The sequence below is a fragment of the Streptomyces sp. NPDC033180 genome, assembly GCF_055577645.1.
This window is the reverse complement of the sequence record NZ_JBVIPU010000001.1, coordinates 1,017,613-1,040,250: the sequence shown is the minus strand read 5'-3', so window position 1 is coordinate 1,040,250 and position 22,638 is coordinate 1,017,613. Positions and strand designations below refer to the sequence as shown.

General features: G+C 69.2%; 18 protein-coding genes and 1 pseudogene. 14 read left to right on the top strand and 5 right to left on the bottom strand.

Translation table 11 applies throughout. The features are described 5' to 3' along the window. Positions 1-22: 22 nt before the first annotated feature. From ACZ5WE_RS04710 to ACZ5WE_RS04700, 3 genes are all read right to left on the bottom strand, one after another. A complete protein-coding gene (locus ACZ5WE_RS04710; RefSeq protein ID WP_467687518.1) occupies positions 23-907 on the bottom strand; it encodes a hypothetical protein in 885 nt (294 codons plus the stop codon). 21 nt (positions 908-928) lie between these two features. Continuing rightward, positions 929-1,897 (bottom strand): hypothetical protein, encoded by a 969-nt coding sequence (locus ACZ5WE_RS04705; protein WP_467687520.1) that lies wholly within the window; start codon positions 1,895-1,897, stop codon positions 929-931. Positions 1,898-2,005: 108 nt separating this feature from the next. Further along, positions 2,006-2,947, bottom strand: coding sequence for a hypothetical protein (locus tag ACZ5WE_RS04700; protein WP_467687522.1), 942 nt, complete (start codon positions 2,945-2,947; stop codon positions 2,006-2,008). 137 nt (positions 2,948-3,084) lie between these two features. On the opposite strand from ACZ5WE_RS04700, the gene ACZ5WE_RS04695 reads away from it, so the two are divergent. Then, positions 3,085-5,709: a valine--tRNA ligase gene (locus ACZ5WE_RS04695; protein ID WP_467687524.1), complete on the top strand. Its 2,625-nt coding sequence runs from the start codon at positions 3,085-3,087 to the stop codon at positions 5,707-5,709. On the opposite strand, the gene ACZ5WE_RS04690 is transcribed toward ACZ5WE_RS04695, so the two are convergent. Next, positions 5,710-6,405 (bottom strand): hypothetical protein, encoded by a 696-nt coding sequence (locus ACZ5WE_RS04690; RefSeq protein WP_467687526.1) that lies wholly within the window; start codon positions 6,403-6,405, stop codon positions 5,710-5,712. It lies immediately after the preceding gene. Between the two features lie 120 nt (positions 6,406-6,525). Between ACZ5WE_RS04690 and ACZ5WE_RS04685 the strand changes: the two genes are divergently transcribed. Next, complete coding sequence (locus ACZ5WE_RS04685; RefSeq protein ID WP_467687528.1) at positions 6,526-7,686, top strand: sensor histidine kinase; 1,161 nt, start codon at positions 6,526-6,528, stop codon at positions 7,684-7,686. A gap of 126 nt (positions 7,687-7,812) precedes the next feature. Here ACZ5WE_RS04685 and ACZ5WE_RS04680 read toward each other — a convergent pair whose 3' ends face one another. Next, positions 7,813-8,820: a rod shape-determining protein gene (locus ACZ5WE_RS04680; protein WP_467687530.1), complete on the bottom strand. Its 1,008-nt coding sequence runs from the start codon at positions 8,818-8,820 to the stop codon at positions 7,813-7,815. 132 nt (positions 8,821-8,952) lie between these two features. Between ACZ5WE_RS04680 and folC the strand changes: the two genes are divergently transcribed. The 12 genes and pseudogenes from folC to ACZ5WE_RS04620 form a co-directional block, all read left to right on the top strand. Next, on the top strand, positions 8,953-10,488 hold the full coding sequence (gene folC, locus ACZ5WE_RS04675) for a bifunctional tetrahydrofolate synthase/dihydrofolate synthase (protein WP_467687532.1): 1,536 nt from the start codon (positions 8,953-8,955) through the stop codon (positions 10,486-10,488). Positions 10,489-10,493: 5 nt separating this feature from the next. Continuing rightward, entirely contained in the window at positions 10,494-10,838 is a 345-nt protein-coding gene (locus ACZ5WE_RS04670) for a DUF4233 domain-containing protein (protein ID WP_467687534.1), read from the top strand. Between the two features lie 114 nt (positions 10,839-10,952). Beyond that, the gene (gene ndk / locus ACZ5WE_RS04665; protein ID WP_363211189.1) at positions 10,953-11,366 is read left to right on the top strand and encodes a nucleoside-diphosphate kinase; all 414 of its coding nucleotides are present in this window, start codon (positions 10,953-10,955) and stop codon (positions 11,364-11,366) included. A gap of 344 nt (positions 11,367-11,710) precedes the next feature. Further along, entirely contained in the window at positions 11,711-12,730 is a 1,020-nt protein-coding gene (locus tag ACZ5WE_RS04660) for a rod shape-determining protein (RefSeq protein WP_160505014.1), read from the top strand. Between the two features lie 220 nt (positions 12,731-12,950). Further along, on the top strand, positions 12,951-13,904 hold the full coding sequence (gene mreC, locus ACZ5WE_RS04655; RefSeq protein ID WP_467687536.1) for a rod shape-determining protein MreC: 954 nt from the start codon (positions 12,951-12,953) through the stop codon (positions 13,902-13,904). A gap of 13 nt (positions 13,905-13,917) precedes the next feature. Beyond that, a complete protein-coding gene (mreD, locus tag ACZ5WE_RS04650; RefSeq protein WP_467687538.1) occupies positions 13,918-14,592 on the top strand; it encodes a rod shape-determining protein MreD in 675 nt (224 codons plus the stop codon). A gap of 97 nt (positions 14,593-14,689) precedes the next feature. Further along, positions 14,690-16,864 (top strand): penicillin-binding protein 2, encoded by a 2,175-nt coding sequence (mrdA, locus tag ACZ5WE_RS04645; protein WP_467687540.1) that lies wholly within the window; start codon positions 14,690-14,692, stop codon positions 16,862-16,864. After that, the gene (gene rodA / locus ACZ5WE_RS04640; RefSeq protein WP_467687542.1) at positions 16,864-18,066 is read left to right on the top strand and encodes a rod shape-determining protein RodA; all 1,203 of its coding nucleotides are present in this window, start codon (positions 16,864-16,866) and stop codon (positions 18,064-18,066) included. Before mrdA ends, rodA begins: the two co-directional genes overlap by 1 nt. A gap of 71 nt (positions 18,067-18,137) precedes the next feature. Further along, positions 18,138-19,748, top strand: coding sequence for a CYTH and CHAD domain-containing protein (locus ACZ5WE_RS04635; RefSeq protein WP_467687544.1), 1,611 nt, complete (start codon positions 18,138-18,140; stop codon positions 19,746-19,748). 64 nt (positions 19,749-19,812) lie between these two features. Continuing rightward, on the top strand, positions 19,813-21,735 hold the full coding sequence (locus ACZ5WE_RS04630; protein ID WP_467687546.1) for a TIGR03960 family B12-binding radical SAM protein: 1,923 nt from the start codon (positions 19,813-19,815) through the stop codon (positions 21,733-21,735). Next, positions 21,736-22,323 (top strand): GNAT family N-acetyltransferase, encoded by a 588-nt coding sequence (locus ACZ5WE_RS04625; RefSeq protein ID WP_467687548.1) that lies wholly within the window; start codon positions 21,736-21,738, stop codon positions 22,321-22,323. A 15-nt stretch (positions 22,324-22,338) separates the two neighbouring features. After that, positions 22,339-22,638, top strand: a pseudogene (locus tag ACZ5WE_RS04620) (hypothetical protein); the annotation flags it as partial.

The following is a 22,638-nucleotide window of genomic DNA, read 5'->3' as shown; positions in this document are numbered from 1 at the left end:
CCCTTCTCCGTTCCTCTACCGCCTACTTGACCTCGACGCGCACGTCGTCACGGAGGTTGGTCACCAGGCTTGCGACGTTCTCCAGCTTGATGTCCGTGCCGCTCGCGGTCGCGGCGACATCGGAGTAGGCCGTGGACGCCACCGTGCTGTGGTCGCCCCAGACGCACATCGGCGTCTTGAAGCTGTTCGGGACACCCTCGTCGTCAGGGCCGACGTCGCCCATCTTGAACTCGGCTTCCTGGCACTTCATGACGCCGTTCTCGAAGCCGTCCGGAGTGAACTCCTCGGGTTCGCCGATGAGCTGGATGCTCCCGGGCTCCTCCGTGGCCTTCTTCTTCATCTCGGCGAACATGGCGTCGACGACTTTCTCCGGGTCGTCGATCTCGCCGTACACACCGGAGTAGTTGAGGGACTTCATCGTCTGCCCCTCGCCGTAGTTGTACGCGGCGAAGACGTCCTTGGGGTTGCTGACGCCCTGCTGCTCCAGCTCCTTGAGGTCGCTGGAGGACATGCCGCCACCGCTGCCGCCCGACGTGTCCTTCTTGTACTCGCCGCCGAGCACGGACGCGGGCGCCGTCAGCTTGTACGTCTTGCCGTCATCGGCGACGGAACCACTGTCCTTGCCCGCGGTGAACCACCACACGCCGGCGCCTATCGCGGCGATCGCGACAACGGCACCGATGACGAGCCCGGCCTTCTTGCCGCCGCCGCTCGGCGGCGCCATGGGCGGGGGCACATGCCCGTACGGGCCCTGCGGCTGCTGCCCGTACGGGCCCTGCGGCTGCTGCCCGTACGGGGCTTGGGGCTGCTGCCCGTACGGGGCTTGGGGCTGTTGGGGGTAGCCGTAGCCGGGCTGCGGTGCCTGCGGCTGCTGACTGCCGTACGGACCAGGCTGGTTGTAGCTCATTACGTTCGTTCTCCTCGACTGTCAGAGCTTGACGCGGACTTCCTTGCGGAACTTGGCCGTCTTGTCCGCGGCCTCGTCGAGGTCGGCGCTCTTGCCGGCCATCGCGTTCGCCACATCCGTAGTGATCACGATGCCGAGCGTGCTCTGGTCACCCCAGATGCAGGTGGCCATCGACATCTCGCTGGGGCCCGAGGTGCTGCCGGTCCCGGACGAGCCCAAGTCGAGCTTCATCTCCTGGCACTTGAGCACCGCACCGTCGAGCCCGGCGGGGCTGTACGACTTGGGGCTACCGACCAGCGTCATCTTCTCGCCGGTGCTTCCGCTGCCGCCTTCCTGGGCGTTCTTCTCCGCCTCGCCGAACATCGCGTCGACGACCTTCTCCGGGTCCGCTATGTCGCCGTAGACGCCGTTGAACTGCAGGATCTTCTGCGAGAGCGGGTTGTCCTTGTCGCCCGCCTGGTACTGCCCCGCGACGTCCTCGGCGTTCTTCACGCCGTGCTCCTCGGCCTTCTCGACGTCACTGGAGCTCATGCCGCTCTCGGCGGCGCCCTCCTCGCCCTTCTTGTACTCGGAGAGGACCACCGCCGGAGTGATCAGCTTGTGCGGACCGTCGTCCTTGATGCCACCCGCGTCGTCGCCACCACCCGCCACGTCCGAGGAGCCGCCACCCTTGCCCTTGTCGTCGTCACCGCCCGCGAAGACGAAGTAGCCACCCACGGCGACCGCCACGACCGCGACCACGGCGGCGATGATGACGCCGGCCTTCTTCCCGCCGCCCTGGGGCGGAGGCGGCGGGACCTGCCCGTAGGGAGCCTGCTGGCCGTAAGGGGCCTGCGGCTGCTGGCCGTACGGGCCCGGCTGCTGCGGCGGCACGCCCTGCGGGGGCTGCGGGGGGTAGCCGTAGCCGGGCTGCGGGGCCTGCGGCTGCTGGCCGTACGGTCCGGGCTGCTGAGGCTGCTGGCCGTACGGGCCTGGCTGGTTGTAGCTCATGACGTGGGTTCCCCCGTGAGTGCGCTTATGTGATGCCGACATCCTGACGGAAGCAGCCCCGGCCGAAGCGACCGGGGCTGCTGTGCGCGCAGTTGTGCCGTCAGGGCATCAGGCCTTGACGCGAACTTCCTTGCGGAGCTTCGTCGTGGTGTCCGCGGCGTCTTCCAGCGAGGCGCTCTTTCCGGTCATGGCGCTCGCCATGTCGACCGGGATCGTGATGCCGAGGGTGCTGTTGTCGCCCCAGATGCAGACCGGCATGCGGATCGACTTGGGTCCGGAGCCGCCACCCTTGATCTCCGTCTCCTGGCACTTGATGACCGCGCCGTCGGCGTCGAAGTTCTTCGGGCTGCCGATCAGCTTGCCGGTGGAGGTGGAGGCGCCCTCCTTGTTCGACTCCTCCTTCATCTTGTCGAACATGCCGTCGACGACCTTGGTCGGGTTGTCGATCTCGCCGTAGACGCCCATGAACTTGATCATCTTCTGCGCCAACGGGTTGCTCTTGTCGCCCGACTGGTACTCGGCGTCCACGGGCTTGCCGTCCTTGACGCCGTCCTTCTCGGCCCGCTCCATGTCGTCGTCGCTGAAGCCGCCGTCGGTGGAGGCCTGCTTCTTGTATTCGGAGAGGACCGTCTCGGGCGTCACCAGCTTGTGCTTGCCGTCGTCCGCCACCGCCGAGTTGCCCGCCGACGAAGAGCTGTCGTCCTTGCCCGCCGTGAACCACCAGACGCCGCCGCCGATGGCGACGAGCGCGACGACCGCGCCGATGATGAGCCCGGTCTTCTTGCCGCTGCCGCCACCCGCGGGCGGGGGCGGCGGGACCTGCCCGTAGGGGCCCTGTTGGTTGTGGTCGTACGGACCCGGCTGCTGCGGCTGGCTGTAGCCGCCCTGCTGCGGGGGGACACCCTGCGGCGCCTGCTGGGGGTAGCCGTAGCCGGGCTGGGGCGCCTGCGGCTGCTGGCCGTAGGGGCCAGGCTGACCCGGCTGCTGCCCGTAGGGACCGGGCTGCTGGGGCTGCTGCCCGCCGTACGGGCCAGGCTGGTTGTAGCTCATTGCGTGGGTTCCCCTCCGAACGCTTATGTGTTCCTGACATCCTGTACGAAGGCGCCGCCCCCATGTGACTCGGGGCCGCAACCGTTACTCAAGAATCCGGTTTCGGGACGGGTCTGTGACACCTCTAAACTGGCCCGGTGACCGAGAACACTCAGCAGCAGAATTCAGCGCCCATCACCGAACTGCCGACCCAGTACGCGCCGGCCGAGGTAGAGGGGACGCTGTACGAGCGCTGGGTGGAACGCGGCTACTTCTCCGCCGACGCGGCGAGCGAGAAGCCCCCGTACACCGTCGTCATCCCGCCGCCGAACGTCACCGGCTCCCTGCACCTGGGCCACGCCTTCGAGCACACGCTCATCGACGCCCTCACGCGCCGCAAGCGCATGCAGGGCTTCGAGACGCTGTGGCAGCCGGGCATGGACCACGCGGGCATCGCCACGCAGAACGTCGTGGAGCGCGAGCTCGCCAAGGAGGGCAAGTCCCGCCACGACCTGGGGCGCGAGGAGTTCATCGAGCGCGTCTGGCAGTGGAAGGGTGAGTCCGGCGGGCAGATCTCCGGGCAGATGCGCCGCCTCGGCGACGGCGTCGACTGGTCGCGTGAGCGGTTCACGATGGACGAGGGCCTCTCCCAGTCCGTCCAGACCATCTTCAAGAAGCTCTACGACGACGAGCTGATCTACCGCGCCGAGCGCATCATCAACTGGTGCCCGCGCTGCCTGACCGCGATCTCCGACATCGAGGTCGAGTACCAGGACGACGACGGCGAGCTCGTCTCGCTGAAGTACGGCGACGGGGACGAGACCCTGGTCGTCGCCACCACCCGCGCCGAGACGATGCTCGGTGACACCGCCATCGCCGTCCACCCCGACGACGAGCGGTACAAGCACCTCGTCGGCAAGCTGATCAAGCTGCCCCTGACCGACCGCTCGATCCCCGTTGTCGCGGACGAGCACGTCGACCCCGAGTTCGGCACGGGCTGCGTCAAGGTGACCCCGGCGCACGACCCGAACGACTTCGAGATCGGCCAGCGCCACGACCTGCCGAACATCGCGGTCATGGACGAGCACGCGGTCATCACGGTCCCCGGCCCCTTCCAGGGCCTGGACCGGCTCGAGGCCCGCTCCGCCATCGTCGGCGCCCTGCGCGCCGAGGGCCGCATCGTCGCCGAGAAGCGCCCGTACACGCACTCGGTCGGCCACTGCTCGCGCTGCAAGACCACCATCGAGCCGCGCCTGTCGATGCAGTGGTGGGTCAAGGTCGGCCCGCTCGCGAAGGCCGCAGGCGACGCGGTCCGCGACGGCAAGGTCAAGATCCACCCGCAGGAGATGGAGAAGCGCTACTTCGACTGGGTCGACAACCTCCACGACTGGTGCATCTCGCGCCAGCTGTGGTGGGGCCACCGGATCCCGGTCTGGTACGGGCCGAAGGGCGAGGTCGTCTGCGTCGGGCCCGACGACGAGGTGCCCACGGGTGAGGGCTGGACCCAGGACAGCGACGTCCTCGACACGTGGTTCTCGTCCGGCCTGTGGCCGTTCTCCACGCTCGGCTGGCCCGAGGAGACCGAGAGCCTGGCGAAGTTCTATCCGAACTCCGTCCTGGTCACCGGCTACGACATCCTCTTCTTCTGGGTCGCCCGGATGATGATGTTCGGTCTGTACGCGATGGACGGCACCCCGCCGTTCCACACGATCGTGCTGCACGGCATGGTCCGCGACCAGTTCGGCAAGAAGATGTCGAAGTCCTTCGGCAACGCGGTCAACCCGCTGGACTGGATGGACAAGTACGGCTCGGACGCCGTCCGCTTCACGCTCGCCCGCGGCGCCAACCCCGGCGTCGACGTGCCGATCGGCGAGGACTGGGTCCAGGGCTCGCGGAACTTCGCCAACAAGATCTGGAACGCCACGCGCTTCGCGCTGATGAACGGCGCCACGATCGAGGGCGAACTGCCGCCCGCGGAGCAGCTTTCGGCGACGGACCGCTGGATCCTGTCCCGGCTGAACGCGACGGTCGCCGAGGTCGACGCGCTCTACGACGACTACCAGTTCGCCAAGCTGTCGGACGCCCTCTTCCACTTCGCGTGGGACGAGGTCTTCGACTGGTACGTCGAGCTGTCCAAGACCACGTTCATGGGCGGCGGCGAGGCGGCGAAGGTCTCGGGCCGCGTCCTGGGCGAGGTCCTGGACGTCACCCTGCGCCTCCTGCACCCGATCGTCCCGTTCGTGACGGAGACGCTCTGGACGACCCTCACCGGCCGCGAGTCCCTCGTGATCGCCGAGTGGCCGTTCGACAGCGGCTTCCGTGACTCCGCGGCCGAGCAGGAGATCGAGACGCTCCAGCAGGTCATCACCGAGGTCCGCCGCTTCCGTGCCGACCAGGGTCTGCAGCCGGGCCAGAAGGTCCCGGCCAGGCTCACCCTGGACGGCACGGCACTCGCCCCGCACGAGGCGGCCATCCGTCAGCTCCTGCGCCTCCTGCCGGAGGGCGACGGCTTCGCGGCCACCGCGACGCTGCCGGTCTCGGGCGCCACGGTCGCGCTCGACCTGTCGGGCACGATCGACGTCGCGGCGGAGCGCAAGCGCCTCGCCAAGGACCTCGCCGCGGCCGAGAAGGAGAAGGCGCAGGCCACGGCGAAGCTCGGCAACGAAGCGTTCCTGGCGAAGGCGCCGGACAACGTGGTCGACAAGATCCGCGGCCGCCTCACCAAGGCGGACGCCGACATCAGCCGGCTGCAGGCCCAGCTGGACGGCCTGCCGCAGGCCTAGTCAGGCGGTGGTGACAGGGCCCATGGAACCGCGCGGTTCCATGGGCCCTGTCCCGTTCTCGTGGCCCGTCTGGTCGTGACCCATCTGTTCGTGTCCCGTCTCCTGTACGGGGATGTACACCTGCTCGGGGATGTGCAGCCCGAGGCGCACCAGCTCCGCCTCGGCGAGCGCGTCGATGATGACGGGGTCGCCGCCGCGCCAGCCCTCGGCGAGGCTGCCGGCGGTGGCGTCGGGGAGTTCGTACGCGGTCCGCGCGACCTCGTCCAGGGGCCGCAGCAGGGCGCGCAGGGCGAGCAGTTCGCGGCCGTCGTCGCTGGCGGCGAGCTCGTGGGCGGCGGCTGCCTGCCGGATCCAGCGCAGGCGGCGGGGGAGCCAGCTGCTGAGCAGGAGACCGACGGGTACGAGGAAGACGATGACGGCGCCGACGATCACCGCGGCGCGCACGGTCACCGGGTCCCCGGCACCGGCGACGTCCGCGGCGGCCCGCAGCGCGGAGTCGACGCGATCACCGACCAGGGGCAGGCGTGAGGGGTCGCCGATGGGTGGGGGCGGTGCCTCCTGGGCGGGGCGGGTGAGCAGAAGGGCCAGCCGGTAGGCGACGACGGCGGCGGCGCTCCACAGCGCGGTCCAGAGCAGGACCGCGCCGTCGCCGAGGAGCTGGCGGGTCCGTCGGCCGGGGTTCTGGGCATACCACATGGTCTGATTTGACCCCCGGGGCCGGCCTTTGCGGGACCGCCACGCCGACGTGTCACACTTCACGAAATAAAGGTCATAAGTCTGATGATTCGGGCAGAAAGGCCTTGGATGATGGTGGACATGCACGACCGGCCCGTCGCCCAGGCGATCCGCGAGGCGGCGGCCGCGGGCCGTCGTCTCGGCGGGCGCTGGGCGCGTGCGCCCCGGGTGCAGGACGCTGTCACCGCCCTGAGCTGCCTGGCCCTGATGAGTCTGGACATCCCCGGACTCGCCGAGGCGGACAACTCCCTCAACGGCCCGCTCGCGGCCCTGGTCCTCACCTTCGGCGCCGCGTCCCTGCTGCTGCGCCGCCGCGCTCCCTGGGTGACGTACGCGGTGGCCCTCGCGCTCGTCGGCTGGCTGCACGAGCTGACCCTCGCCCAGTTCGCCCTGTACTCCCTCGGCAGATACCGCGGCCGTCTCGCCGGTACGTTCGGTGTGCTCGGCTATGTGGCTTTCGCGTACGTGATGTTCACTCTGCCCGGCTGGCCGGTGCACCGCGGGGACAGCCTGAGCTCCTTCCTCAGCCTGGTCGTGCCGATCGGTGTGCTCGCCGCGGGGGTCGGCGTGGCGGCCAACCGTCAGGACCTGGTGCGGGCGCTTCAGGCCCAGCGGGCCGAGACGGACGCGTTGCACGCGGTCCAGCGGGAGCGGGCCCGTATCGCACGGGACGTGCACGACTTCGTCGGCCGTGAGCTGACGCTGCTGAGCGTGCGCTCGCAGGTCCTTGCCCGCCGGGCGACGGGCGGGGCCTTCGAGGACGGCTTCGAGGAACTCTCCGAGACGGCGCGGTCGGCGCACCGGATGCTGAACGAGATCATCGTGCGGCGCGGCGTGGACGGGGCTCCGACGCCGGGACTCGACGCCCTGCCGGGCCTTGCCGAGCGCAGTGAGCGCGCGGGCACGCCGGTCGATCTCCTGATCGACGGCTCGGCCTACCGCCTCTCGCCGATCCGGCAGGCCGCGGTGCATCGGGTGGTGCAGGAGTGTCTGACGAACGCGGCGAAGCACGCGCCGGGGGAGCGGGTGGACGTACGGGTGCAGGTGGCCGACGGGCACCTGCGCGTGAACGTCCGCAACGCCCTGCCCGCGGCCGGCTCCGCCGCGTCCCCCGTCTCCGCCGGGACCGGCACCGCGGGGATGGCCGAGCGGGTCCACACGGTGGGCGGCGACTTCTCGGCGGGCCCCTGCGGGGGGCTCTACACGGTCCTGGCGACGCTGCCCGCGGGGGACTTGGCCTGAGGGCCGCCTGCGGCGGGGTGGACGCCGCGTTCACCGCTCCCGACAGCGGTCTCACCGAAAGGCTTTCCCGCCCACCCACCCGTTACCCCGCACCCACGCACGGACCAGCACCGCACCGTCAAAGCCCTACGCCGCAGACATCACCCGCTCAAGCCCGTCGAAGTCCTCCACGCACTTCCCGCACCCCATCGCCACACTGTCCAGCGGATCCTCCGCCACGAACACCGGGATCCCGGTCTCCGAAGCCATGCGCAGGTCGAGCCCCGGCAGCAGCGCGCCGCCGCCCGTCAGGATGATGCCGTGTTCCATGACGTCGCCGGAGAGCTCCGGTGGGCACTCCTCCAGCGTCGTCCGCACCGCGGAGATCACCGCCTCCACCGGCTCGTCGAGCGCCGCCCGCACCTCACGCACCGTCAGCTCCACCGTCTTCGGCAGCCCCCGCACCTTCTCCCGCCCCCGCACCGTGAACGTCCGGGACTCCAGCGCGTCGTCCCCCGGCACCGGCCACGCCGAGCCGACCGCGACCTTGATGTCCTCGGCGGTCCGCTCGCCGATCAGCAACCCGTGCTCCTTGCGCACGTAGTTCGTGATCGCCTCGTCCAGGCGGTCCCCGCCCACCCGCAGCGACTGTGCCGTGACGATCCCCCCGAGGGAGATGACCGCGACCTCGGTCGTACCGCCGCCGATGTCGACCACCATCGAGCCCTGCGGCTCCGCCACCGGAAGCCCCGCCCCGATCGCCGCGGCCATCGGCTCCTCCACCAGATGCACGGCGCGCGCCCCCGCCCGCTGCGCCGCGTGCACGATGGCCCGGCGCTCGACCTGCGTGACGCCGCTCGGCACGCACACCACCATCCGGATACGGGGACGGCGCCCCGGCACCGCCTTGCGCACGAAGTGCCGGATCATCTCCTCGGCGGCTTCGTAGTCACTGATCACGCCGCCCTTCAGGGGGCGGATCGCGGTGATGGATCCCGGAGTACGGCCGATCGTCTCCTTGGCCTCCGTACCGACGGCGAGGGCGGTCCGCGCGCCTTCCTTGATGGCGACCACGGACGGCTCGTTGAGCACGATCCCCTGGCCGCGGACGTAGAGAAGGGTGTTCGCTGTGCCGAGGTCGATACCTATGTCCATGATCGCCAAGTTTGCCCGTCGATGGACCGGACCGGAGGGACCAAGGTCCTGAATCGGACGGGACCAAAGTCCCGAGCGGGCCCGAGCAGGTCCCGACGGCGGCTGTCACACCCCGTCCGTAGACTGGCGTACGTGAGTGACCTCCCCCCGCCTGACAGCGACCACCCCGACCACGACGACCGTGACGACAGCGACGACCGTTTCGAAGAGATCGTCGAAGCCGAGACCGACCGCGACCCCGACCTCGCCGTGATCGAGGCGGGCAGCCGCACCCTGCGCACCCAGGCGGGCCCGCCCCAGGGCGACATCCCCTCCCGCCCCACCGACCCGGAGATCGACAAGGCGCTGCGCGAGGTCGAGACCGAGCTCGCGAGCCGCTGGGGAGAGACGAAGCTGGAGCCCTCCGTCAGCCGGATCGCCGCGCTGATGGACGTCCTGGGCGAGCCCCAGCGCGCGTACCCCTCGATCCACATCACCGGCACGAACGGCAAGACGTCCACGGCCCGCATGATCGAGGCCCTGTTCAGCGCCTTCGAGCTGCGCACGGGGCGCTACACCTCGCCGCACGTCCAGTCGATCACCGAGCGGATCAGCCTGGACGGCGCCCCCATCGAGGCCGAGCGCTTCGTGGAGACGTACAACGACATCAAGCCGTACGTCGAGATGGTCGACGCCCAACAGGAGTACAGGCTCTCCTTCTTCGAGGTGCTCACCGGCATGGCGTACGCGGCCTTCGCGGACGCCCCCGTGGACGTCGCCGTCGTCGAGGTCGGCATGGGCGGCAGCTGGGACGCGACAAACGTGATCGACGGCTCGGTCGCGGTCGTCACGCCCATCGACCTGGACCACACCGACCGCCTGGGCAACACGCCGGGCGAGATCGCCGCCGAGAAGGCCGGCATCGTCAAGCCGGACGCGACGGTGATCCTCGCCCAGCAGCCGGTGGACGCGGCGCAGGTGCTTCTGAAGAAGGCCGTGGAGGTCGACGCGACGGTGGCCCGCGAGGGCCTGGAGTTCGGCATCGTCTCCCGCACGGTGGCGGTCGGCGGCCAGCTCCTGACCCTGCGCGGCCTCGGCGGTGAGTACGAGGAGATCTTCCTGCCCCTGCACGGCGCCTACCAGGCGCACAACGCCGCCGTCGCGCTCGCCGCGGTGGAGGCGTTCTTCGGCATCGGCTCGCAGCACGCGCGCGTCCTCGACATCGACACCATCCGCAAGGCGTTCGCCTCGGTCTCGTCGCCGGGCCGCCTGGAGGTCGTGCGCACCTCGCCGACCGTCGTCCTGGACGCCGCGCACAATCCGGCGGGCGCCCGCGCCACCGCCGAGGCGATCAGCGAGGTCTTCGACTTCAGCAGGCTGATCGGCGTGGTCGGGGCGAGCGACGGCAAGGACATGAAGGGGCTGCTCGAAGCCTTCGAGCCGATCTTCGCCGAGGTCGTCATCACCCAGAACTCCAGCTACCGCGCGATGGACGCCGACACGCTGGCCGGCCTCGCCGTCGAGGTCTTCGGCGACGACCGCGTCCAGGTCGAGCCGCGTCTGCCGGACGCGCTCGAGGCCGCGATCACCCTCGCCGAGGAAGAGGGCGAGTACGCGGGCGGTGGCGTCCTGGTCACCGGCTCCGTCATCACGGTCGGCGAGGCCCGACTGCTCCTGGGGAGGGGCTGACTCCTGTGCGTACGCTCTGCGCTTCGACGCTGATCGGCGAGTTCTTCGTCATCGGCTTCGCCGGTCTGGTCGCCATGAAGGACCCGGATCTGACGATGGGCACGGTCTGGACGGTCTGCGGCATCGCGATGCTGTTCTGCGTCCTGCTGTGCGGGATGATCACCAGGCCCGGCGGGGTGCAGCTGGGCTGGGCGCTGCAGATCGCGCTCATCGCGAGCGGCTTCGTCGTGCCGATCATGTTCTTCATGGGCGCGGTGTTCGCCGCGCTGTGGTGGGCCTCGATCCACTTCGGCCAGAAGATCGACGAGGCGAAGGCCAGGTTCGCCGCACAGGCCGAGGCCCAGGCCTAGCCCCTGCCCGGCGGATCAGGGCCGGGGCCGGGGCCGGAGGTAACGCGGTGTAGTGGGTGCCGGTATCCTGCCGGGCAACCCACACGCTCGTAGAAAAACTGCTTGGAGCCGCACATGACCCAGCGCACTCTCGTCCTGCTCAAGCCCGACACCGTCCGTCGTGGCCTGATCGGCGAGATCATCGGCCGCATCGAGCGCAAGGCGGGCTGGACGATCTCCGCGCTCGAACTGCGCTCGCTCGACCAGGAGACGCTGGAGCAGCACTACGGCGAGCACAAGGGCAAGCCCTTCTACGAGCCGCTGGTCGACTTCATGTCCTCGGGTCCGGTCGTCGCGCTCGTCGTCGAGGGTGAGCGCGTCATCGAGGGCGTGCGCGCCCTCGCGGGTCCGACCGACCCGATCGCCGCCGCGCCCGGCTCCATCCGCGGCGACTTCGGCAGCATCGTCCGGGAGAACCTCATCCACGCGTCGGACTCCGAGGAGTCCGCCGAGCGCGAGCTGAAGATCTTCTTCCCGGGTGTCGTCTGACGCCGGGCGCGTCTCGCCTGACGGACACCTGAGGGATACAGGTAAAGAGTTCCGTAAAGACTTCTGACGCCCAGTCAGCGGGGCACGGCCCTGACCAGGGGTGGCCGAGAAAACCGGCCGCCCCTTGGCATATGCGCCCCAATTGGGGGAACCCGTGCCTCCGATGGCACGTCTCCAAGAGCGAGGCGGCGCATCATCTGCTGACAATGGCGAAGACCCTAGCGCCGTGTTCGTGCAGGCGAGACTACGATGGAAGCCTCCACGCCACACAGCACCCACCTCGCCTACCTAAAAAGCCATCAGAAGCTCCAGGGAAGGCCAGACGCATCCTCATGGGGAACAACATGTCGTTCATCGGCCGTGACATGGCTGTCGACCTCGGGACCGCCAACACGCTGGTGTACGTCAGGGGTCGCGGGATCGTTCTCAACGAACCGTCCGTCGTCGCGATCAACACCAACACCGGTGGCATCCTCGCTGTCGGCGCCGAAGCCAAGAAGATGATCGGTCGCACGCCGGGCAACATCGTTGCCGTGCGCCCGCTGAAGGACGGCGTCATCGCCGACTTCGAGATCACCGAGCGGATGCTCCGCTACTTCATCCTGAAGATCCACAAGCGGCGCTACCTCGCCCGCCCGCGGGTCGTCGTCTGTGTGCCCTCCGGCATCACCGGAGTCGAGCGCCGCGCCGTCATCGAGGCCTCCTCGCAGGCCGGCGCCCGCCAGGTGCACATCATCGAGGAGCCCATGGCCGCGGCCATCGGTTCCGGCCTGCCGGTCCACGAGGCCACCGGCAACATGGTGGTCGACATCGGCGGCGGCACCACCGAGGTCGCCGTCATCTCGCTCGGCGGAATCGTCACGGCACAGTCGATCCGCGTCGCGGGCGACGAGCTGGACAACGCGATCATCCAGCACATCAAGAAGGAGTACTCCCTCCTCCTCGGTGAGCGCACGGCCGAGCAGATCAAGATCACCATCGGTTCGGCGTACGACATGGACGCCGACGAGCACACCGAGATCCGCGGCCGGGACCTGGTCTCCGGGCTGCCCAAGACCGTCGTCATCTCCGCCGCCGAGGTCCGCAAGGCCATCGAGGAGCCGGTGAACGCGATCGTCGACGCGGTCAAGACGACCCTGGACAAGTGCCCGCCGGAGCTTTCCGGTGACGTGATGGACCGCGGCATCGTTCTCACAGGAGGCGGCGCCCTGCTGCGTGGCCTCGATGAGCGTCTCCGCCGTGAGACGGGCATGCCGATCCACATCGCCGAGGACCCGCTGGACAGCGTGGCGCTCGGTTCCGGCAAGTGCGTCGAGGAGTTCGAGGCGCTCCAGCAAGTGCTCGACGCATCGCCGCGCCGTTGAGGGTGGCGCGAACCCGCTGAAAGGGTGTCCGCCGTACGAGTGCCTGTCACCTCGTGCGGCGGATCGTTGATATAGAGGCAAGGCAAAACATGGGCAAGGCATAACAATTCCGCGGCGTCCGCAGACGCCGCGGAATCGGATTGTTTAGATTTGCTCCTACATACGCACAGTTGCTCAGAATTCCAAGGATTTCCAACTGAGGAAGGCACGGCCGCCGCACGTGAGGGACACACGAGAGAGCCGGCTGCTCCTGGTGCTGCTGATCGCCATCGCGTTCGCTTTGATCACGGTGGACATCCGTGGTGGCGAGGACTCGCCGGTCGACGGTGCCCGCCAGGCCGCCGCCACGGTCTTCGGCCCGGTCGAGAACGGCGTGTCGTCCGCCGTCGACCCGATCGGCAACGCCATCGGCGCGGTACGGGACTCCGGTGACCGGCATGACCGGATCGCAGAACTCACGCGGCAGAACGCCGCGTTGAAGGCGAAGCTCGGCAGCGACGACCGCAACCGCAGTCGCGTCAGACAGCTGGACAGCATGCTCAAGAGTGCCGGTGCCGGTCAGTACGGCATCAAGGGCGCCGAAGTCATCGGCATAGGAGCGGCCCAGGGCTTCTCCTGGACCGTCACCATCGACGCCGGTGCCAACGACGGGCTCAAGCGGGACATGACCGTCCTGAACGGCGACGGCCTGGTCGGCCGCGTCACCACGGTCGGCCCGAGCACCGCGACCGTCCTGCTCGCCAACGACCCCGACTTCACCGTCGGCACCCGCATGGAGAAGACCGACGAGCTCGGCTTCGCCACCGGACAGGGCGACCGCCCGTTGTCGGTACAGATGCTCAACGGCAAGGCGGAGATCAAGAAGGGTGACCGCCTGGTCACCTTCGGATCGCAGAAGGACAAGCCGTTCGTGCCGGGCGTACCGGTCGGTGAGGTGGTCCGCGTCGACCCGTCGGGCGGTGACCTGACGCGCAACATCTTCATCAAGCCGTACGTCGGCTTCACCAAGCTGGACATCGTCGGAGTCGTCGTAGAAGCGCCCCGCGAGGACCCGCGCGACACGGTCCTGCCGAAGAAGCCCGCCAAGCCGAAGCCGACCCCGACGGTGACCGTCACGGCCACCCCGTCAGGACAGCCCCCGGCCGACGGCGCCGACAACGGCAACGAGCAGTAGGAGCCCCGGACCCATGCGCTTCAACCGAATCCTGCTCTCCTCCACCCTGATCGTCGTCGCCCTGGTCATCCAGGTCAGCGTCCTTGCCCGGCTGCAGTTGCCGGGCGCGGTCCCGGACCTGGTGCTGCTCACGGTGCTCGGCCTCGCCCTGGTCTACGGCCATGTGGGCGGCGCCCTCATCGGCTTCGGCGCCGGACTCCTCGCGGATCTGGCGCCGCCGGCCGACCACGCGGCCGGGCGGTACGCCCTGGTCCTGTGCGTCGTCGGCTACCTCGCGGGCCTGGCCAAGCCGGAGACCGGACGGCTCAGGTCGGCCACCGCGCCGCTCGTCGTGGTCGTGGGGGCAGCCATCGGATCGACCCTGCTCTACGCGGGCGTGGGCGCCCTCGTCGGCGACACCGCGGCCCGCCACGTGGGCATGGTCAAGCTCCTCTTCACGGCCGCCCTGTACGACCTGCTGCTCGCGCCGTTCACGGTGCCGCTGATCATCGCGCTCGCCCGCAGAGCCGAGAACGACCCACTGGGGGAGACCTCACCCGCCAACAAGGCCGCCACGGACGTCGCGTCCGGCTGGCTCTCCTCCGGCACCGGCCTGCGCATCGGCAACCAGCGCGGCGGCCTGCGGATGAAGGCGGCCAAGGCCCGTGTCGCGCGCGCCGGACGCATCAAGGGGGTCAAGCGCCTGTGACCGCAGCGCAGTTGACCCCGTACACGACCGGCAGGGCACACAGCTCGGTCGTGTACACGTACTACTCGTACACACACTGAGAGGGGGAGCAACAGCAGTGACCAACATCCCCGAGACCGGACGGACCCCACGGGTCCAGATCCGTCTCATCGTCATCCAGATCCTCGTGCTCTCCCTCCTCCTCACCCTCGGCGGCCGCCTCTGGTACCTCCAGATCCGCAACGGCGAGGAGTACGCGGAGGAAGCCTCCGGCAACCACGTCCAGCAGGTCGTCGACCCCGCCGTACGCGGCTCGATCCTCGACGCCCGCGGCGTGCCGATCGCCGACAACGAGACCCGCCTGGTCGTCTCCGCGTCCCGCACGGACCTGATGAAGATGAAGGACGACGGCAAGGCGGCCCTCGCCAAGCTCGCCGACGTCCTCGGCATGACGCCCAAGGAGGTCTCCGACAAGGTCCGCCTCTGCGACTCCAAGACCCCGCAGCCCTGCTGGAACGGCTCGCCCTACCAGCCGATCCCGATCACGGACGAGGCCTCGCCCAAGCAGGCCCTCCAGATCCGCGAGCGCGCCGAGGACTTCCCCGGCATCACCGCCGAGCCCACCGCCGTCCGCCGCTATGCCGCGCCCGGCAAGTCCAACACCGCGCAGGTGCTCGGCTACCTCTCGCCCGTCACCGACGAGGAGATCAAGAAGGCCGAGCACACCAACTCGCCGTTCCTGCGCTCCGACCAGGTCGGCCGCTCCGGCCTCGAACGCACCTACGACGCGCAGCTGCGCGGCAAGGCGGGCGTCACCCGCTACGAGGTCGACAACCTCGGCCGCGTCATCGGCAAGGCCAAGGACGACCCGGCCCAGCCCGGCGCGAACGTCGTCACCAGCATCGACGCGCGCGTACAGGCCCTGTCCGAGTACTGGCTGAACGACGCGATGAAGAAGGCCCGCCAGGAGTTCGACAAGAACACCAACGAGAACTACAAGGCGGACGCGGGCGCCGTCGTCGTCATGGAGAACAAGACCGGACGCATCGTCTCCATGGCGTCCAACCCGACCTACGACCCGAACGCCTGGGTCGGCGGCATCTCCGGCAAGGACTACACGCAGCTCACCGGCAAGACGTCCAACTACCCGCTCCTGAACCGCGCCATCCAGGGCCAGGCGGCCCCCGGCTCGATCTTCAAGGTCATCCCGACGGCGGCGGCGGTCAACGCGGGCTACGACTTCAACGGCAGCTACCCCTGCCCGAGCTCGTACTCCATCGGCGGCCAGGTCTTCAAGAACTTCGAGTCCCAGGGCCACGGCAGCATCAGCCTCGGCCAGGCCCTCGAGGTCTCCTGCGACACCGTCTTCTACAAGCTCTCGCACGACCAGTGGGCCAAGGACGGCGGCAACAAGCCGAAGAAGGACGCCAAGGACTGGTTCTACAAGACCGCCCACCAGTTCGGCCTCGGCAAGGAGACCGGCATCGACCTGCCGAACGAGGTCACCGGACGCGTCCCGGACCGCCAGTGGAAGAAGGACTACTGGAAGGCCAACAAGGACGGCTGGTGCAAGCAGGGCAAGAAGGGCGGGGACTACGTCGAGAAGATCGCGTACGAGAACTGCCTCGAAGGCATGAAGATGCGCGCCGGTGACTCCGTCAACTACTCCATCGGACAGGGCGACACCCTCGTCACGCCGATACAGATGGCCACGATCTACTCCGCCATCGCCAACGGCGGCACCCTGTACGACCCCACGGTCGGCAAGGCGATCGTCAGCGCCGACGGCAAGCAGGTCCAGGAGATCGCGCCGAAGTCGCACGGCAAGCTGCCCATGGACAAGAAGACCCGCGACGACATAGACGGTGCCCTCGCCGACGTCGCCACCAAGGGAACGGCCGCCTGGCGGTTCGGCGGCTGGCCGCAGGACAAGATCCCGATGCACGCCAAGACGGGTACGGCGGAGGTCCACGGCAAGCAGACCACCTCGTGGTTCGCGACGTACACCAAGGACTACTCGATCGTGATGACGATCTCCCAGGGCGGTACGGGTTCCGGTGCTTCGGGCCCCGCCGTCCGCAAGATCTACGACGGCATCTACGGCCTGGACGACGAGGGCAAGCAGGACCCCAAGAAGGCCCTGCTCCCCGAGCCGCAGAAGGACCTGCCGAAGATCGAGACCGACGGTTCGATCAAGTCCCCGAAGATCAAGCCGTACAAGCCGGAGGCCCCCAAGCCGTCCGAGGCGCCGCAGGAACTGGCGGGCGCGCCCGCGAACGGGAGGCGCGACTAGTGGCCGGCAACAATGGCTTCTCCGTCTCGGGCTACGGGCCCGAGCGCTCCTCGCTCTCGGCCCGCCTGTTCGCCCGCGACTCGCTGGTGCGCAGGATGGACTGGCCGATACTGCTCTCCGCGATCGCGCTCTCGGCGATCGGCTCCGCGCTCGTCTACTCGGCGACACGCAACCGCACCGACCTGGTCGGCGACGACCCGTACTCCTTCCTGTTCAAGCACCTCCTGAACACCGGCATCGGTATCGCCCTGATGGCGGGCACAGTGTGGCTCGGGCACCGGACGCTGCGGACGGCCGTGCCGATCCTCTACGGCATCTCCGTCTTCCTCGTCCTGCTCGTCCTCACCCCGCTCGGCGCGACGATCAACGGCGCGCATGCCTGGATCGTGCTGGGCGGCGGGTTCTCGCTGCAGCCCTCCGAGTTCGTGAAGATCACGATCATCCTGGGCATGGCGATGCTGCTCGCGGCCCGGGTGGACGCGGGCGACCGGGACCACCCCGACCACCGCACGGTCGTGCAGGCCCTCGGCCTGGCCGCCGTACCGATACTGATCGTGCTGCTCATGCCCGACCTCGGGTCGGTCATGGTGATGGCGATGATCGTGCTCGGCGTGCTGCTCGCGTCGGGTGCCTCCAACCGCTGGGTCTTCGGGCTCCTCGGCACGGGCGCGGCCGGCGCGATCGCCGTCTGGCAGCTCGGCATCCTCGACGACTACCAGATCGCCCGTTTCGCGGCCTTCGCCAACCCCGCGCTCGACCCGGCGGGCGTCGGCTACAACACCAACCAGGCGCGCATCGCGATCGGCTCCGGCGGCCTGTCGGGCACCGGCCTCTTCAAGGGCTCGCAGACCACGGGGCAGTTCGTGCCCGAGCAGCAGACGGACTTCGTGTTCACCGTCGCGGGCGAGGAGCTCGGCTTCGTGGGCGCGGGCCTCATCCTGGTGCTGCTCGGCATCCTGCTCTGGCGTGCCTGCCGCATCGCGCGCGAGACGACCGAGCTGTACGGCACGATCGTCGCCGCCGGGATCATCGCCTGGTTCGCCTTCCAGTCGTTCGAGAACATCGGGATGACGCTCGGCATCATGCCGGTGGCCGGTCTGCCGCTGCCCTTCGTCTCGTACGGAGGGTCATCGATGTTCGCGGTCTGGGTGGCCGTCGGGCTGCTCCAGTCGATCAAGGTGCAGCGACCGATGTCGGCCTAGGGTCCTTCTGGCTCGGCTCCGGGGCGTCTGGGGGACTGCCCAGCGCCCCGGATCCCGTCTAGATTCGGTTCATGGCGGAGACAAAGCGGGAGATCGAGCGGAAGTACGACGTCGAAGCAGCTGCGGAGCTGCCTGATCTGACCGGTGTCGCCTCAGTGGCGAAGGTCGTCGACAAGGGTGTCGTCGAACTGGATGCCGTCTATCACGACACGACCGACCAACTCCTGCTCACCGACTCGATCACCCTGCGCCGCCGCACGGGCGGCGACGACGAGGGCTGGCACCTGAAGCTGCCGGTCTCCCTCACGCAGGGTGTGCGGGACGAGATCCGGGCGCCCCTGTCGGACTCGGTGCCGTCCGAGCTGTCCGCGCTGGTGCGGTCCCGGGTGCGCGGCGCCGAACTCGTACCTGTCATGCGGCTGTTGACCGCGCGGGACCTGCGCCACCTCCTCGACGGAAAGGGCGCGCTCCTTGCCGAGCTGAGCATCGACCGGGTCAGGGCCGAGCGGCTCACCAAGGGCGGCGGCACCACCGAGTGGGCCGAGATCGAGGTGGAGCTTGCGGACGACGTGGATCCCGCGCTGCTCGACGAGATCGAGAAGAAGCTGAAGAAGCTGGGCGTCGAGAGGTCGGACGCCGCGTCGAAGCTGGCCAAGGCCCAGGCGGGAACGGCACTGAGCGCGGCCCGGCAGCGGCTCGCGGAGGGCGGGCTGAAGCCTGGCAAGGGCAGGAGGGGGCAGAAGGGTGAGCGGTACACCGTCATCCAGCTGAAGGACCCCGCCGTGCAACCTGACCCCGTCACCGCTGCCGACCACGTCCTCGCCTACATCCGCACCCAGCGCGACGCCCTCGTCGCCCTCGACCCCGACGTCCGCCGCGACCTGCCGGACTCCGTGCACCAGATGCGGGTCGCCACGCGGCGCATGCGCAGCGCCTTCCGCTCGTACCGGAAGCTGCTCGACCGCTCCGTCACCGACCCGATCGGCGACGAACTGAAATGGTTCGCGGGTGAACTCGGCGTCGACCGCGACCAGGAGGTCCTGGCCGAGCGGCTCACGGACCGGATCGACGCCGTGCCGGGGACTCTGCTCCTCGGTCCTGTGCGGGCCCGTCTGCGCATCTGGAACGTCGTCGGCGCCGATGACGCCCGGAGCAGGACCGTCGCCGCGCTCGAAGGGCAGCGGTACGTGCAGCTCCTCGACTCCGTCGACGCGCTGCTCGCCGACCCCCCGCTGCGCAAGGCCGCCGCCGCGTCCCCCGCCAAGGCCCTGCCCAAGGCCGTCCGGAAGGACTACGCCCGCCTGGAGGCCCGCATCGAACACGCCCTCGCCCTTGCGCCCGGGGAGGAGCGCGACGTGGCGATGCACGGCGCCCGCAAGGCCGCCAAGCGCGCCCGGTACGCGGGCGAGGCGGCCAAGCCCGCGCTCGGCAAGCCCGCCAAGCGGTTCGCGAAGCGGATGAAGGCCGTCCAGAAGGTGCTCGGCGATCACCAGGACAGCGTGGTCGCGCGCGACGCACTGCGGAACCTCGCGATCCAGGCCCACGCGGCGGGCGAGACCGCCTTCACCTGGGGTCTTCTGTACGGCCAGGAGGAGGCCAGGGCCGTCGAGCGCGAGAACGAGCTGCCGGCGGTGTGGCACCGGGGGTCCCGGCCCAAACTGCGGTCGGCATTGGGCGGCTGAGTACCGGGGTACGCTTGATGGTCACCCCTGCCAGATCATGAGAACCCTGCCGAAAGACGCTGTGATGCCTGTCGAGTCCGTCTTCCCACGCCTGGAAGCGCTTCTCCCGCACGTCCAGAAGCCCATCCAGTACGTCGGCGGAGAGCTCAACTCCACCGTCAAGGACTGGGACGCGTGTGACGTCCGCTGGGCGCTCATGTACCCCGACGCGTACGAGGTCGGGCTGCCCAACCAGGGCGTCATGATCCTCTACGAGGTACTGAACGAGCGCGAGGGCGTCCTCGCCGAGCGCACGTACAGCGTCTGGCCGGACCTCGAAGAGCTGATGCGGGAGCACAAGGTCCCGCAGTTCACCGTGGACAGCCACCGCCCGGTCGGCGCGTTCGACGTCTTCGGGCTCAGCTTCTCCACCGAGCTCGGTTACACGAACATGCTCACGGCCCTGGACCTCGCGGGCATCCCGCTGGAGTCCAAGGACCGCGGAATCGACGACCCGATCGTCCTCGCCGGAGGCCACGCGGCCTTCAACCCCGAGCCGATCGCGGAGTTCATCGACTGCGCGGTCATCGGCGACGGTGAGCAGGCCGTGCTCGACATGACGGCGATCATCCGCGAGTGGAAGTCCGAGGGCCGCCCCGGCGGCCGCGAGGAGGTCCTCTTCCGCCTCGCCAGGACCGGCAACGTCTACGTCCCCGGGTTCTACGACGTCGAGTACCTCCCGGACGGGCGGATCGGCCGCGTCGTACCGAACAAGTCCGGTGTCCCGTGGCGCGTGTCCAAGCACACCGTCATGGACCTGGACGAGTGGCCCTACCCCAAGCAGCCCCTCGTGCCGCTCGCGGAGACCGTCCACGAGCGCATGTCCGTGGAGATCTTCCGCGGCTGCACCCGCGGCTGCCGCTTCTGCCAGGCCGGCATGATCACGCGCCCCGTGCGGGAGCGAAGCATCACCGGCATCGGCGACATGGTGGAGAAGGGCCTCAAGGCGACCGGCTTCGAAGAGGTCGGACTGCTCTCCCTCTCCTCTGCGGACCACACGGAGATCGCGGACGTCGCCAAGGGCCTCGCGGACCGGTACGAGGAAGACAAGATCGGCCTCTCGCTGCCCTCGACCCGTGTCGACGCCTTCAACATCGACCTGGCGAACGAGCTGACGAGGAACGGCCGCCGCTCCGGCCTGACCTTCGCCCCCGAGGGCGGCAGCGAGCGGATGCGGAAGGTCATCAACAAGATGGTCTCCGAAGAGGACCTGATCCGCACCGTCGCGACCGCGTACGGCAACGGCTGGCGCCAGGTGAAGCTGTACTTCATGCTCGGCCTGCCCACCGAGACCGACGAGGACGTCCTGCAGATCGCGGACATGGCGGCGAACGTCATCGCCAAGGGCCGCGAGGTCGCGGGCAACGACATCCGCTGCACGGTCTCCATCGGCGGCTTCGTGCCCAAGCCGCACACGCCCTTCCAGTGGGCCCCGCAGCTGTCTGCCGAGGAGACGGACGCCCGCCTCACGAAGCTGCGCGACAAGATCCGCGGCGACAAGAAGTACGGCCGCTCGATCGGCTTCCGCTACCACGACGGCAAGCCCGGCATCGTCGAGGGCCTGCTCTCGCGCGGCGACCGCCGCATCGGCTCCGTCATCCGCGCGGTGTACGAGGACGGCGGCCGCTTCGACGGCTGGCGCGAGCACTTCAGCTACGACCGCTGGATGGCCTGCGCCGAGAAGACGCTGCCCGAGTTCGGCGTGGACCTCGACTGGTACACCACGCGTGAGCGCACGTACGAGGAGGTCCTGCCCTGGGACCACCTGGACTCCGGTCTCGACAAGGACTGGCTCTGGGACGACTGGCAGGACTCGCTCGACGAGACCGAGGTCGAGGACTGCCGCTGGACCCCCTGCTTCGACTGCGGCGTGTGCCCGCAGATGCAGACCGAGATCCAGATCGGCCCGACCGGCAAGAAGCTCCTCCCGCTGTCGGTCGTGAAGTAGATGTCGCGGCCGGGGCCGGTGGCCGGAGCGGGTCCTCGACTCGTCCCGCCCACCGGCCTCGTGCATCACTCCTTCATCGCCGCGATGGAGGAGTTCCGCGCCGAGGGGCGCGGCGGCGATGACGACGACACGACACTCGGCCGCACCCTGCGCGACTACGGCGACAAGTGGCACGACCCGGTGGTCTTCGAGCGCTACGTGACCGAGGTCCGCGCCGCCACGCACCCCGCCGAGCCGCTCGCCGTCCCCGTGACGACCCTCTGGTATGCGGACGGCGCCGACTACTTCGGCCGCCTCGCCATCCGGCACAACATCAACACGCGCTTCCTGCGGGAGTACGGCGGCCACATCGGCTACGACGTACGGCCCACCGCCCGCCGCCGAGGCCACGCCACGGCCATGCTGATCGGCTCCCTGCCGTACGCCCGCGAGCTGGGCCTCGTCTCCGTCCTGGTCACCTGTGACACCGACAACACCGGTTCGCGCAAGGTGATCGAAGGCGCGGGCGGGGACTTCGAGGACGAACGCGGCGGAAAGCTGCGGTACTGGATCCCGACCGGCGCCCGACCGAACCAGCACCACTACTGACGCGTCTAGGACGGCATGGACCTGGAAAAGCGGCCCCTCACCGCACCACAACCGCAGGCCGAGGGCTGTCTCGCCGTCGCGATCCGCATTCCGGTGCGGATCGTGGTGCTCGTACTCGTCGTGCCGGTACGCCTGGTGTGGGACGCCCTCGCCGTGTGCGGCCGTTTCCTGTACTTCAGGGGCCTGCGGCCCGTGGGGCGCGCTCTGGCGTGGCTGGGACGGACGCTGATCGTCACGCCGCTGGTCTGGCTGATCGAGTACGTCATCATGCCGGTCGCGCTCGGCGTCACCCAGGCCACGGTGTGGCTGCTCAAG